10 protein-coding genes are annotated in these 12,754 nt (G+C 59.4%); 3 read left to right on the top strand and 7 right to left on the bottom strand.

From position 1 onward, the window contains the following. Nucleotides 1-23 precede the first annotated feature (23 nt). From HU718_RS17010 to HU718_RS17000, 3 genes are all read right to left on the bottom strand, one after another. A complete protein-coding gene (locus HU718_RS17010; RefSeq protein WP_016987903.1) occupies nucleotides 24-674 on the bottom strand; it encodes a hypothetical protein in 651 nt (216 codons plus the stop codon). 54 nt (nucleotides 675-728) lie between these two features. After that, nucleotides 729-1,520, bottom strand: a complete 792-nt coding sequence (gene sseB, locus HU718_RS17005) for an enhanced serine sensitivity protein SseB (protein ID WP_225936802.1) — start codon at nucleotides 1,518-1,520, stop codon at nucleotides 729-731. A gap of 236 nt (nucleotides 1,521-1,756) precedes the next feature. Then, the gene (locus HU718_RS17000) at nucleotides 1,757-3,883 is read right to left on the bottom strand and encodes a TonB-dependent receptor family protein (RefSeq protein ID WP_186616069.1); all 2,127 of its coding nucleotides are present in this window, start codon (nucleotides 3,881-3,883) and stop codon (nucleotides 1,757-1,759) included. A 189-nt stretch (nucleotides 3,884-4,072) separates the two neighbouring features. Between HU718_RS17000 and ppk2 the strand changes: the two genes are divergently transcribed. Continuing rightward, on the top strand, nucleotides 4,073-4,888 hold the full coding sequence (ppk2, locus tag HU718_RS16995) for a polyphosphate kinase 2 (RefSeq protein ID WP_186616068.1): 816 nt from the start codon (nucleotides 4,073-4,075) through the stop codon (nucleotides 4,886-4,888). A gap of 237 nt (nucleotides 4,889-5,125) precedes the next feature. After that, on the top strand, nucleotides 5,126-5,350 hold the full coding sequence (locus HU718_RS16990; protein WP_186616067.1) for a hypothetical protein: 225 nt from the start codon (nucleotides 5,126-5,128) through the stop codon (nucleotides 5,348-5,350). A 5-nt stretch (nucleotides 5,351-5,355) separates the two neighbouring features. Here the strand turns inward: HU718_RS16990 and HU718_RS16985 are convergent, their stop codons facing one another. Further along, nucleotides 5,356-7,968 carry a bifunctional diguanylate cyclase/phosphodiesterase gene (locus tag HU718_RS16985; protein WP_186616066.1) on the bottom strand — a complete coding sequence of 871 codons (2,613 nt, stop codon included), beginning with the start codon at nucleotides 7,966-7,968 and terminating at the stop codon, nucleotides 5,356-5,358. A 221-nt stretch (nucleotides 7,969-8,189) separates the two neighbouring features. On the opposite strand from HU718_RS16985, the gene HU718_RS16980 reads away from it, so the two are divergent. Then, nucleotides 8,190-10,388: an OsmC domain/YcaO domain-containing protein gene (locus HU718_RS16980; protein ID WP_186616065.1), complete on the top strand. Its 2,199-nt coding sequence runs from the start codon at nucleotides 8,190-8,192 to the stop codon at nucleotides 10,386-10,388. Nucleotides 10,389-10,671: 283 nt separating this feature from the next. Here HU718_RS16980 and HU718_RS16975 read toward each other — a convergent pair whose 3' ends face one another. The 3 genes from HU718_RS16975 to HU718_RS16965 form a co-directional block, all read right to left on the bottom strand. Continuing rightward, nucleotides 10,672-11,187: a PaaI family thioesterase gene (locus tag HU718_RS16975; RefSeq protein ID WP_150729020.1), complete on the bottom strand. Its 516-nt coding sequence runs from the start codon at nucleotides 11,185-11,187 to the stop codon at nucleotides 10,672-10,674. 8 nt (nucleotides 11,188-11,195) lie between these two features. Next, a complete protein-coding gene (locus tag HU718_RS16970; RefSeq protein ID WP_150729019.1) occupies nucleotides 11,196-12,353 on the bottom strand; it encodes a GGDEF domain-containing protein in 1,158 nt (385 codons plus the stop codon). A gap of 147 nt (nucleotides 12,354-12,500) precedes the next feature. Next, nucleotides 12,501-12,749 (bottom strand): hypothetical protein, encoded by a 249-nt coding sequence (locus HU718_RS16965; protein ID WP_150708491.1) that lies wholly within the window; start codon nucleotides 12,747-12,749, stop codon nucleotides 12,501-12,503. Nucleotides 12,750-12,754: the final 5 nt, after the last annotated feature.

Raw genomic sequence — 12,754 nt, 5'->3', positions numbered from 1 at the left:
GAAGTGATCGAACAGTGTCGCCATTAATGCCGACTGACCTGCTTGAGCCAGTTCCAGAAGGGGTCGTTCGATTCGCTCACATCCATGCACTCTGTACCGCGGACCAGATCCGCTGCTCGCGCCGGTATGCTCAGCCCGAGCGTTCGCTCGACGTGGCCTCGCAACAGAAGAGGCGGAGGAGGGTAATCGTCTTCGGCGTATTCTTCTTCGCGTACTTGATCCGGTGTCAGTTGAAACTGCTCCGGCCAGCAGAGCTCGTCGTAACCGATAGCCAGCAGCCTCAACAAGTCTTCAGTCGTGTCGGTCAGGACGCAAAGCATCGTTGACCCGGATCCTGATCCCAGATGGACGAATCGCTGTTGCCCGCTGTCGTCCAGCCACAGCCCGGCCCACGAGCCGTCCCCACCGGTTCTGAGGAATAGGGTCAGGCGCTGGTTTACGTCAGGATCATCGCTGTTAGTCCAGCGGGCGGTGTCGGCAGGTACTGGCAGGTAAAAAACGGTTGTCGCCACATCGCTGTGTGCAGGGTCCGGATGCAGCGTCATATAGCGTGTGCCATCGCGGTGACTGCGCACGCAACCATGTTCTTCCAACAACTCAAGTGCTTGGCGAAGGCGTGCGGGCATCGGATTGCCCGCAGGAAAAGCGGCCGCCATTTCATCGGTGAAGTTCATTCATTTCCTGACTCGGTGGGCATTGGAGAGGGTTGGGTTTTGGTGCATGTTCAATCACGCTTTACCAAACCCCAGGAAAGAACGCAGTTTATTGCCCCACTTGCGCTCATAGAAGGGCGTGGTTTCCCTGAGAAAGTAATCACTCAGGCCGGCTTCACCTGGGGACACCCGGCACAAATCAACCGGCTCTCCCTGCGGCGCGGTATCTCCGGCAACATTCCCCGCCTCACGCATAACACGGTCAATATCGCCGTCCGCCTCGATACCCACGATCAAGTGCGGTTTTTCACCCTGCGAGGTGTCATGCATCAATGCGAGAAACGCGCGCTTCACATTGGAATGCTTGGCGAGCAATTGCGCGAGCGAGTGGACCATTTGGGATGGGTATTCGGTGGGCTGGCCGAGCAACACCTTGGTTTCTTTCTCGACCGTGCGTTGCGTGGCGGTCTGGCCAACGGCATCGGCGAGCAAATTGTGCACCTCTTGCGGGAAAAACTCTTTGCCGTACGGCGACTTCGGATTCAGACAGAGCAGGGCGCCCAGTGTGATTTCGAACAACGATCGGGCGGGTATCTCGAGGTAGGACTGCTCGCTGTCGATGGACTGTTGCAGTGTTTGCAGTGACGAGAAAAACGGGATGACCGGTGTGCCGTCCGGTTTTTGCCAATGGGCGATGCTGATGTTGCTGCCGGCTTGGAGATTGACGTGGCCGTCTGCCTCTCCGGCGGTGCCGAGAATGTAAACGTTCGAATTCAACAGGGTGTTGAAAAACTCGGGACGATGTGCCGGTTCGTCGGCGGCCAGTTTGAGGCTTTTTTCCAGCAGGTTTTCTGGTTGGGTATCCATGGTGTTCATCCGTGACTCGTTCTGAAACAGGGCATAGAACAGGTACATCGACGCGTGTTCGGCTAAGATCTTCGCGGGCAAACCTGTTGCCACCGGTTTGTGTATAGATCATAAAATTCGGGTGCAGCGCAAATCACTGTGGGAGCTTGCCTGCAAGCGATGGTGGTGGGTCAGTTAGCTTCTTCGCAACAGACACACCGCCATCGCCAGCAGGCTGGCTCCCACAGGGTTAGGTATCAGAGCAGACTCCACGAAACCCCGACATAAACCCCCATCCCTTCACCCGGCGTCGACCGTGCGGCATCCAGGCCTTTGTCGTCATACCCCGGCGTGACCGTCGCCGCGTAGTGCTTGTTGGTCAAATTGCGCATATCCACCCAACCCTGCCAGTCACCCTTCGGCGCGTTGTACCCCAGCGTCGCGCCGAACAGTGCGTAAGGATCGGCGTAGTAACTGTTGGCGTAATCCACCGCAACTTTGGACACCAGTTGCGTATTCACCGCCGCAAAGAAACCCAGCGGCCAGTCGTAACGCAATTCGCCCTGGTAGTAATGCATCGGCAACCCCGGCAAGCGGTTGTCACCAAAACGATCATCATCGCGATAGTGGAAATCGCTGAAGGTATACGCCTGACGCAAGCTCAACTGACGGCCATCGGCGGCCGACCAGAGTTTGCTGTTGAGGCTCGCTTCGATGCCTTGGTGCACGGTCGGGCTGGCGTTGAGCTCATACGGTGTGACAGCGTTGGGATCCGGCAACACCGACAACAATTCATGCCGTACTTGCGCGTAGTACCACGCCAGGCTCCATTCGCCGACGGCGCTGTCGCCACGGCCGCCCAGTTCCAGTGTGGTCGCGGTCTGGTTCTGCAGTTTGATCGGGTCTTTCTGCGTACCGGTCGCAGCTCCGTTGCCCGCCGGGAAACGCACGTTGGAGCTGTAAATCAACGACCACGGATGCGGCGCCTCAACCGAGCGGCTGAGGTTGCCGAACACCTGCAGATCCGGGGTGATCTGGTAGCGCAGGCCAAGGCGCGGTGCGTAGTCCCAGTCGTTCATGCTGGTTTTGCCGCCGCTCTGTGGGTAGGTCACAGCGCTTTCGCGGCGGGTGTAGATGGCGGCGAGGCCGGTAGTCAGCCAGAGGTCGTCGGCGATTTCCAGATCGTTGCCAAAGTGCAGAACGGTGTCGGAACCCTGATAGGTGAAGTTGCGCATGCGCGTGCCCGGCACGTAGCTGGCGGTGTTGCCGGTGGGGATGCGCACGAACTCGCTGGCGCCGTCGTTGGGCAAATGTTTGGTCACGCGCAAGCCGACATTGCTGCGGCTTTCCATGCCGAAAATCGTATCGCGGCGTTTGTAATCGAAGGTGCCGCTGACGTCGGTGTAGGCGACCTTCAAGCGGTTCGGGCCTTCACGCAGGTCCATCGGGTAGTCGTGGTAAACGAGGCCGGTCTGGATGCTCGAATCGTCGTCGATGTAATAGGTGGTCTTGTTGCCGATGAACGTGCTGCCCGGCTGTTTGCGGCTGTCATCGCGCGCCACATAGGATGGATTCGCCGCCCGAGGCGAGTGTTCGATCGAATGCTTGGTCACTCGGCCGGCGAGGTCGTTGTCGGTTTCGCGGTAGCGGATATAGAAGCGGGTTTCCAGGTTCGGGTTGAAACGATAGCCGAAGTTGGCGATCAGGCCTTTGCTCTCGCTGGCGGTGTGATCCTGATAGCCGTCGGCGTTGGAATCGGTGAGCGACACGTAGTAATCGAAATCGCCGAGCACTTGCCCGGAACTGACCTGGCGCTGCTGATAGCCGTGGCTGCCGGTGGCGTAGCGCACCTGCAGTTTCGGCGCGGTGTAACCGGTGTGGCTGACGTAGTCGATGGCGCCGCCCAAGGCCAGCGAACCGCGATCAAAGCCGTTGGCGCCGCGTAGTACTTCAACGTGATCGACCCACAGCGGTTCGAGCAATTCATACGGCGTGCCGCCCGGGCCAGTCAGAGGCAGGCCGTCGAGCATCGTATACAGCCCCGACGCATGCGCGCCCGGCGCGCGGTTGATGCCCGAGCCGCGCACCGAGATCTTCACGCCTTCGTTGCCCGCCGACTGCGCATAAACCCCGGGCTGATAAGCCAGCACATCCTGATTGCTCGCCACCCGGCCCTGCAATGGCTGACGCATGTCGACCACGTTGGTGCCGCCGGGCACCTGTTCGAGGCGGGTTTTGGCTTCTTCGACGCTCGCGTCTGAAACGCTTTGCTCGTCGGCCGAAATCAGCACTTGCCCCAATTCCAGACCTTGAGTCTCGGCCATTGCCGGGCAGGCGAGGGCCAAGCCGAGCAGGGCGGCGGGCAGTGATTTGGACGCGGGCATCGAGAAAACTCCAGGCAGACAAGGGCAGGGCAATGAACAGTGCGACGTAACAAAGAACGAACGAAACACATGGCAATTTGGCTTTTTGCCCGGCAATGGCAAACAGCACGGCATGAACTAACCTCACGTGTCTGGTGCATCCCGTCAATCAACAGTCTGTTTCTGCATTTATTGGAGAGGGCCAAGGTCATGGCAAAAGACAAAAAGAACGCCGCCAAGGCGCCTGAAAGTCCCAAGTTGAAAAACAAGGATTACCTTGAGCAGTTGCGCAAGCTGCACGTCGAACTGGTCAAGTTGCAGGAGTGGGTGATCGCCAAGGGCGTCAAGGTCTGCATTGTCTTCGAAGGGCGTGATGGCGCCGGCAAGGGTGGCACGATCAAGGCACTGACCGAACGCGTCAGCCCGCGTGTCTTCCGCGTGGTGGCGCTGCCGGCGCCGACCGATCGCGAGAAAAGCCAGATGTATGTGCAGCGTTATTTGCCTTATCTGCCAGCGGGCGGTGAAGTGGTGATCTTCGACCGCAGTTGGTACAACCGCGCTGGCGTCGAACGGGTGATGGGCTTCTGTACGGACGAGCAGGCTGACAAGTTTCTCAAGTCCGTTCCGTGGGTCGAACACGCCATCGTCCAGTCCGGGGTGATCCTGCTCAAGTATTGGCTGGAAGTCAGTCCCGAAGAGCAGACCCGCCGGCTTGAGGCGCGCATCAACGACGGACGCAAGACCTGGAAACTGACACCGATGGATCTTAAGTCCTACAGTCGCTGGTACGACTACTCACGGGCACGGGATGACATGTTCAAGTACACCGACACCGAACACGCGCCGTGGCGGGTGGCCGATTCCAACGACAAGCGCCGTGCACGGCTGAACATCATCACCGATGTGCTCAGTAGCATTCCTTATGAGGATGTGAAACGCGAGAAGGTCGAATTGCCCAAACGGCAGAAACCGGGCAAATACCGGGATCCGGATTATCCATACCGGCGCGTGGCCGAGAAGTTCTGACAAACCGCCCCAATCCCTGTAGGAGTGAGCCTGCTCGCGATAGCGGTGTGCCAGCCAACACATCCGCCACAGGCAATCCGCTATCGCGAGCAGGCTCACTCCTACAAGGTTCAGTGGTGTATCCATGATTGCTGATCGGCAAGTCCTTTAGAAGCAAGCAGTCCATCCGTCGATTGTGCTGAACCACTGCGATCTCGTGTCTTTCTATCAAGGAAGTCCCCCACGAGATCACCCCCGATGTTCAATCAGCGCAAACAAGAAAAACAAGAAAAACTGGCAGCATGGCGAAAACTGGCGACGCAAACGCAGATGCGCCTGGACCCGGAACAACAGTACGACGAACTGCTCAAGGCTGCCGATGAAATGGAAGAGCAAGGGCTGATCACCAGCGCCGAGTGGCGGCAGTTGGTGCGTGATGCGGGCAACGTGTTTACCGCTGACTCGAGTCGAATCAACGGTTGAATCGCTCAAGTCACGCGACCCTTTTTCGCTTTCAGGGTGGCGCTTCTGGAATCTTGTAGCAACCGCGCAAAGGCTGCTTTGTCGATCGGCCGGCTCATGAAGTAACCCTGCACTTCGTTACATTGATCGACCCCGAGAATATCCAGCTGCTCTTCGGTCTCGACGCCTTCGGCGGTCACGGTCAGGCCCATGGCTTTGCCCAGGCCGATGATCGCCTGCACCACCGCGCGATCATTGGTGCCGCTGCTGATAGAGGCAATGAAGCGCTTGTCGATCTTGATCCCGTCGAACGGATAGGCGCGCAGGTAGCCGAGCGAAGAGTACCCGGTGCCGAAGTCGTCCATGTTCAGGCGCACGCCGAGTTCTTTCAGGGCATTCATCGTGGTCAGGGCGCCGTCGGTATCATTGAGCATTACGTTCTCGGTAATCTCCAGCTCCAGGCGACTGGCCGGGAAGCGGGTTTGCACCAGCACTTCGCGAACATCCTCGACCACATCGCTGACGGCAAACTGCGCCGGCGACAGATTGACCGAGAGCAGAATATCCTCCGGCCAGCCCAGCGCGGTTTCGCAGGCTTCGCGCAGCACCCAGCGACCGAGCGGGACGATCAGGTCGGTCTGCTCTGCCAAGGGAATGAACAAGTCCGGACCCAGCAAGCCCTTGGTCGGGTGTTGCCAGCGCACCAGCGCTTCGACCGAAACGATGTGCTTGCCATCGACCTTGTAGCGCGGCTGATAGTGCAGGATGAATTCGTTGTGTTTGAGCGCGTGACGCAAGTCATCCTCCATCTGCCGGCGCGTCTGGATCTGATCGCTCATGTGCGCTTCGAAATAACACCAAGTGTTCTTGCCCTCGGATTTGGCCTGATACAGAGCGATGTCGGCATAACGGATCAGATCGCTGGGCACATACCCGTGGCGTCGGCTGAGCGCGATGCCGATGCTGGCGCCGATATGCAGCGGATGATGCTCGAAGACCACCGGTTGATGCAGGCTGCCGATCAGACGGGTGCAGAATTTGTCGATTTCGTGCGGACTGTCCATGCCGTTGAGCACCACGATGAATTCGTCGCCGCCCAGTCGCGCGACGATGTCATGCTCGCGGGTGCATTCACGCAGGCGCACAGCGACTTCCTGCAATACGGCATCACCGGCCGGATGGCCAAGTGAATCGTTGATCGGTTTGAAGTTATCGAGGTCGATCATCAGCAACGACAGTGGCGGCGCGTGTTCCTTGAGCAGCAGCGCTTCATCCAGATAACGCGCGAGTTTGTTGCGATTGGGCAGGCCGGTGAGGGCGTCGTGCATCGACAAATGCTGGATCTGCGCATGGGCGGCGACTTCGTCGGTAATGTCGCTGGCGGTGCCGCGATAGCCGATGACCGCGTATTTGGCGAAGATCGGCCGGGCGGACAGTCGACAGTGGCGTTGCTGGCCGGCGTGGTCACGGTAGGTGCAGCGTAAATCGCTGGCGCTGTTTTCTTCGGTGAGTTTCTTCAGCCACAGTTCCAGTGGCGTGGTGTCGCAAAACAGCAACTGGCCGATGTCTTGCCCCAGCCACAGGGTTTGCGGGTAACCGGTCACTTCGCTGAAGCGCGCCGACAGGTACGTCAGCGCCAGGTCGCGATCGACTTCCCAGATCCAGTCCGAAGCCGCTTCGGCCACCGCGCGAAAGCGTTCTTCGCTGGCTTCCAGCTCCCGGTTGGCGTTTTCCAGTGCTTGATTTGAGGTTTGCATGACGGCAAAACTCTGGTCGACGTACTGCGATGATCGCAAGGCGTGACGGAAGAAGTACGCGGTCAGCAGCATCAGCACCACAATCGTCGCGCCGAGTGGCGGCAGCAATGACCACAATAAATGTTGCCCGGGCCGTTCCAGATCAGCGACCAGGCTGTAACCGGTGCTGTCCAGCGGCACCCGAGGGCGCTGCGGGTCGATCGTCTCGTCCGGCGCCAGGGTCAGGTTGTTCAAGCCGTAACCGCTGCCAATCAGACGCAATTTGGTCGGCGTGAGTTTGTCGACGAAGACCAGCACCGAAGAGGTCTGCGGATCGCCCAGGGGCCGCTCATCGTTGGGAATGATCGCTGCCGCCGACACCAGCGCCGGCCAGCCTTCGAACAGTGAATAGCGGCTGACCGGCTTGGTCAGATCACCTTGGCCCAACACTTGATCGAGTAACTGCGTGGCGCTGACTTGAACGAACGCGGACAGCTCGGCATCGACCATTTGCCCGCGCACTACCGCGTAACGGGTGCCTTGGCGGTTGAGGACGAACACGCCGTCATAGCCGTCACTGGTGAACAGGGTTTTGCCGAGGTTCTGCTCGGTGTACGCCCAGTCGGTGTCGACCTGACCACTCAAATGCTCATAGGCGGTGGTCCAGTAGGCGTAGCTGGTGATGTAGTTTTTCGAGGCAGTGATGCGGTTTTCCAGCGCGCGAGCCGAGTAAAAGCGGGTTTTGTTGATCTCTTCGCTGTCCAGGCGCTCGGCGATACCCAGCAAAGCGACCGCCGCCGCAATCACGCCGCTGACAAACAGCGCTCCGACCGCGAAGGCCAGGCGGCGGGTGACGGCGCTCTGGCGCGGTGGAAGCGGGGCTGCATAGCTGGAAAGGTCCATGTGCTCGTCCTTGATCCGCTGTCTTCTGAATCTAGAACCACGGCGCGGGCGCAATGTTCAGATTGTTCTCGGCGACTGCTCTGAAAGCGTAGTGAACCCCGCGCGATTTGTCTTCCCAAGAGCAGGACGCCGATCAGCGGCCAATCCCGAAAGGGCAAGACTTCCCGCGCAAAAACCGGATAATGGCGGCCATTCGTTTAGCCGTATTCTGGTAATCCCGCATGGAAATCAAGGTCAACTTTCTCGACAACCTTCGACTTGAAGCCAAGTTCGACGACTTCACGGTGATCGCCGATCAGCCCATCCGCTACAAGGGCGATGGCTCGGCACCGGGGCCGTTCGACTATTTTCTGGCATCGTCGGCGTTGTGTGCGGCGTACTTTGTGAAGTTGTACTGCGACACGCGCAATATCCCGACGGAAAACATTCGCCTGTCGCAGAACAACATCGTCGACCCGGAAAACCGCTACAACCAGATCTTCAAGATCCAGGTCGAGTTGCCGGCGGACATCTCTGAGAAAGATCGCCTGGGCATCCTGCGTTCCATCGATCGCTGCACGGTGAAGAAGGTCGTGCAGACCGGCCCGGAATTCATCATTGAAGAAGTCGAAAACCTCGACGCCGATGCTCAGGCGCTGTTGATGCCGGTGGCCGGTTCCGACGCAGGCACCTTCATCGCCGGCAAGGACCTGCCGCTGGAGCAGACCATCGCCAACATGTCGGGCATTCTCGCCGATCTGGGCATGAAGATTGAAATCGCCTCGTGGCGCAACATCGTGCCCAACGTCTGGTCGCTGCACATCCGCGATGCGCATTCGCCAATGTGCTTCACCAACGGCAAGGGCGCGACCAAAGAGGGCGCACTGGCCTCGGCATTGGGCGAGTTCATCGAGCGCCTGAACTGCAATTTCTTCTACAACGACCAGTTCTGGGGCGAAGAGATCGCCAACGCCGAGTTCGTCCACTATCCGGACGAGCAATGGTTCAAGCCGGGCCCGAAAGACGAGTTGCCGAGCGAGATCCTCGACGAATACACCCGGAAGATTTACAACCGTGACGGCGAGTTGCGTGGCTCGAACCTGTTCGACACCAACTCCGGCAACACCCAGCGTGGCATCTGCTCGCTGCCGTTTGTGCGCCAGTCGGACAATGAAGTGGTGTACTTCCCGTCCAACCTGATCGAAAACCTTTACCTGAGCAACGGCATGAGCGCCGGCAACACGCTCGCCGAAGCGCAGGTGCAGTGCCTGTCGGAGATCTTCGAGCGCGCAGTCAAACGCGAAATCCTCGAAGGCGAAATGGCCCTGCCGGACGTGCCGCAAGAAGTGTTGGAGAAGTACCCGAGCATCCTCGCTGGCATCAAAGGCCTGGAAGAGCAGGGCTTCCCGGTGCTGGTCAAGGATGCGTCGCTGGGCGGTGAATTCCCGGTGATGTGCGTGACCCTGATGAACCCACGCACCGGCGGCGTGTTTGCCTCGTTCGGCGCGCATCCGAGCCTGGAAGTGGCGCTGGAACGCAGCCTCACCGAGCTGTTGCAGGGTCGCAGTTTCGAAGGCCTCAACGACTTGCCGCAGCCGACGTTCTCCGGTCAGGCGGTCACCGAGCCGAATAACTTTGTCGAGCACTTTATCGACTCCAGCGGCGTGGTGTCGTGGCGCTTCTTCAGCGCCAAGCCAGACTTCGAATTCGTCGAGTGGGACTTCTCAGGCCAGGGCGAAAACTCCAACGCCGAAGAAGCCGCGACGCTGTTCGGCATCCTTGAAGACATGGGCAAGGAAGTCTACATGGCGGTCTACGAGCACATCGGTGCCAAGGCCTGCCGCATTCTGGTGCCGGACTACTCGGAGATCTACCCGGTCGAAGACCTGATCTGGGACAACACCAACAAAGCCCTGCAATTCCGCGCCGACATCCTCAACCTGCACAACCTGAGCAAAGTCGGCCTGCGCAACCTCGCCCAAGGCCTGGAAAACAGCGAACAGGACGATTACACCGAGATCACCACGCTGATCGGCATCGAGTTCGACGACAACACGCCGTGGGGCAAGTTGACCATTCTGGAATTGCGCTTGCTGATCTGCCTCGCGCTGCAGAAGTACGAGCAAGCCAAGGATCTGGTCGAAGCCTTCCTGCAGTACAACGACAACACCGTTGAGCGCGGCTTGTTCTATCAAGCAGTCAACGTGGTGTTGGAGATGGAACTGGACGAAGATCTGGAACTGGAAGACTACGAAGCCAACTTCCGCCGCATGTTTGGCGACGAGCGTATGGATGCTGCGATTGGTTCGGTTAACGGCAGCGTGCGGTTCTATGGGTTGACGCCGACCAGCATGAAGCTGGAAGGGCTGGATCGGCATTTGCGCTTGATCGAGAGCTATAAGAAGTTGCATACGGCGCGGGCGAATGTGAAGCAGGTTTAAGCCGGTTTCACATTGAGTTCGGCGGTGGATTCACCCCTCATCGGAACGCCGCCCGCCCAGCCCTCTCCCCTAGGAGAGGGAGCCGATTTGTGAGCTTTTCAAAATCCTAGTTCGACTCGATATCTCAGGTCGGCGTATTTCAACCAGCCACCTCGGTCAGTCTCCTTTTCCCAAGGAGAGGGCTGAGGTGAGGATTTTGCAAAACCCGAGTTCGGCTCGATATCTCAGGTCGGCGTATTTCAACCAAACAACTCGGTCAGTCCCCTCTCCCTATGGGAGAGGGTTAGGGTGAGGGGCTTTGGCTTTTTCGCCCATGCGCCGAATCCGCCAGTTGCCCTGTATCGACCCGCACAAACACCGAATCACCCACTGCCGTCAGCAGATCCCCGGCAAACACCTCACAGATCACCCGCGTCTTGCGTCCGACGTCACCCTCGACTTTCGCGCGCAGAGTCAGCGGTACGCCCATCGGTGTTGGTTTGATGAACTTGATGCCGAGGTTACCGGTGACACAGTCGATACGCGGCAGGCTGCCAGGTTCGCGGTTCTCCGCACGGTAGTGGTAAGCCATCGCCGCCCAGTTGGAATGGCAGTCGACCAGCATGGCGATCAGCCCCCCGTAGACCAGATCCGGCCAGCCGCAGTACTTGGCCTCCGGCAGGTGTTCGGCAATGACGTGCACGCCGTCTTCATGCCAATGGCTTTTGACGTGCAAGCCGTGTGGATTGCGGCCGCCGCAGCCGTAGCAGACGCCTTCGGGGGCAGCGAGGTCTTGCAGGGGAGTATCGAGGCTGGACATGGTTTTTATTATCCTGGCGTAGTGAGTCCGGTCAGGCGCAGGCGATTGCGCCCGCCGCGTTTCGATTCGTAGAGTGCCGCGTCGCCTTGTTCGATCAGTGCCGTCAGGTTGACGGGCGTGTTGTCGAACAGGCTGGCGCCGATGCTCAGTGTCACGGCCGCGGTAGTGGGGAATGTCTGTGAGGTGGTGCTCAGAAACTGCTCGCGCAATGTATTGCCCAGTTCCATGACGCGCTCGCCTGATGTGCTGTTGAGTAGGATGACAAACTCGTCACCGCCCAGACGCGCCGTCAGCGCATTGCGCGGCAGCACCGAGCGGATCATCTCGCTCAGTGCGATCAGCAAACGATCCCCGGCGGTGTGGCCGTACTGGTCGTTGACCAGTTTGAAGTTGTCGATGTCGATCAGCAGCAGGGCGCCGGGATGCTCCGGCGAAACCTGTTCGAGCAGGCGCGGTGCGCGTTTTTCCAGAGCGCGGCGGTTGTACAGGGCGGTCAGCGGATCACGCTCGGCGAGGCGGGCGATCTGTTTTTCCCGGCGATAGCGTTCGGTGCCGGTCATCGACAGGGCGATCAACATGATCGCCATCGCACCTTCGACCAGGGAAATCTGGATGATCTCGCCACGAAACGCCGCCAGATCGATCAGCGTGCCGGGGATCACCACGGTCAGGGCTTTGGCCACATAGAAGATCCCGTGACCGAGCAAAACGTAACGCAACTGCACCGCGCCGACGCTCAACGACTTGCCGTGGGGGCGCAGCAGTGAGCTGGCCTTGAGCGTCGCCAGTGCCACCAGCAGCGAATTGGCCGCCAACATGACCTTCGACCACAGCGGCCCGTCCGGCAGCAACAGCATGACCAGCCAGGTGACGAAGATCAGGTACCAGGCCGGCGACAGCCGTATCTGGGTAAAGCGTGCCACGCCGAGCAGGAACAGAAAATGCGCGGTCACCAGCAGCCCGTTGGCAAACCAGATGCCGATCAGCAGAAAACCGCTGCTGCGCAACAGGGCCAGGGTGGAACCGACGGTGATGGTGGCGAAACCGGCGCTCCAGAACAGTAGCGAAGGCTCACGAATGCTGCGCCACTCGATCGCCAGATACAGCGCGGCGGCGGCTGCGAGGGCGATGGAAATGGTCAGCATCGTAGGTGGGTCGAGCGGCATTTCTGGATGAGCCTGTCTGATTGGCAGTGAGACCGGCGATTGTAAGCGTTCGGGCGGCTTTTTCGCAGAGGTCGTGTTGCCGCGCAGACCACTGGCAGCGGGGAGGGCGCGGTTGCTCGCCGCCGCCCCAACCACTGCGCGGATCGGTCATTGCTCGGGCGTGAGCCAGGTGTCGACGACTCGACGATCCAGCTCTTCCCAGTACGCCATGCCCAGCACGCGCGTGGTGTTGAGCCCGCGCAGGTAACCGCGCAACTGATTGGCGGTGTCGATGATTAGCTGCGGGTCTGTGAGGTTTTTGTCCAGCAATATGCTTTCGTACTGGACCAGGTACTCGGCCACACGCTCGCGGAAGTCGGGCAGAACGGCGTCTCGGATCAGGTCAAACGTTCTCAAGGAAG

It is taken from the genome of Pseudomonas tensinigenes (assembly GCF_014268445.2).
Classification (GTDB): domain Bacteria; phylum Pseudomonadota; class Gammaproteobacteria; order Pseudomonadales; family Pseudomonadaceae; genus Aquipseudomonas; species Aquipseudomonas tensinigenes.
This window is presented reverse-complemented; position numbering and strand designations above follow the sequence as displayed.

Bases quoted from the DNA above. Each gene is read 5' to 3' on its own strand.
- HU718_RS17000 (WP_186616069.1), bottom strand. From the start codon at position 3,883: ATGCCCGCGTCCAAATCACTGCCCGCCGCCCTGCTCGGCTTGGCCCTC.
- HU718_RS16985 (WP_186616066.1), bottom strand. From the start codon at position 7,968: ATGGACCTTTCCAGCTATGCAGCCCCGCTTCCACCGCGCCAGAGCGCC.
- sseB (WP_225936802.1), bottom strand. From the start codon at position 1,520: ATGGATACCCAACCAGAAAACCTGCTGGAAAAAAGCCTCAAACTGGCC.
- HU718_RS17010 (WP_016987903.1), bottom strand. From the start codon at position 674: ATGAACTTCACCGATGAAATGGCGGCCGCTTTTCCTGCGGGCAATCCG.
- HU718_RS16975 (WP_150729020.1), bottom strand. From the start codon at position 11,187: ATGTCCAGCCTCGATACTCCCCTGCAAGACCTCGCTGCCCCCGAAGGC.
- HU718_RS16980 (WP_186616065.1), top strand. From the start codon at position 8,190: ATGGAAATCAAGGTCAACTTTCTCGACAACCTTCGACTTGAAGCCAAG.
- HU718_RS16990 (WP_186616067.1), top strand. From the start codon at position 5,126: ATGTTCAATCAGCGCAAACAAGAAAAACAAGAAAAACTGGCAGCATGG.
- ppk2 (WP_186616068.1), top strand. From the start codon at position 4,073: ATGGCAAAAGACAAAAAGAACGCCGCCAAGGCGCCTGAAAGTCCCAAG.
- HU718_RS16970 (WP_150729019.1), bottom strand. From the start codon at position 12,353: ATGCCGCTCGACCCACCTACGATGCTGACCATTTCCATCGCCCTCGCA.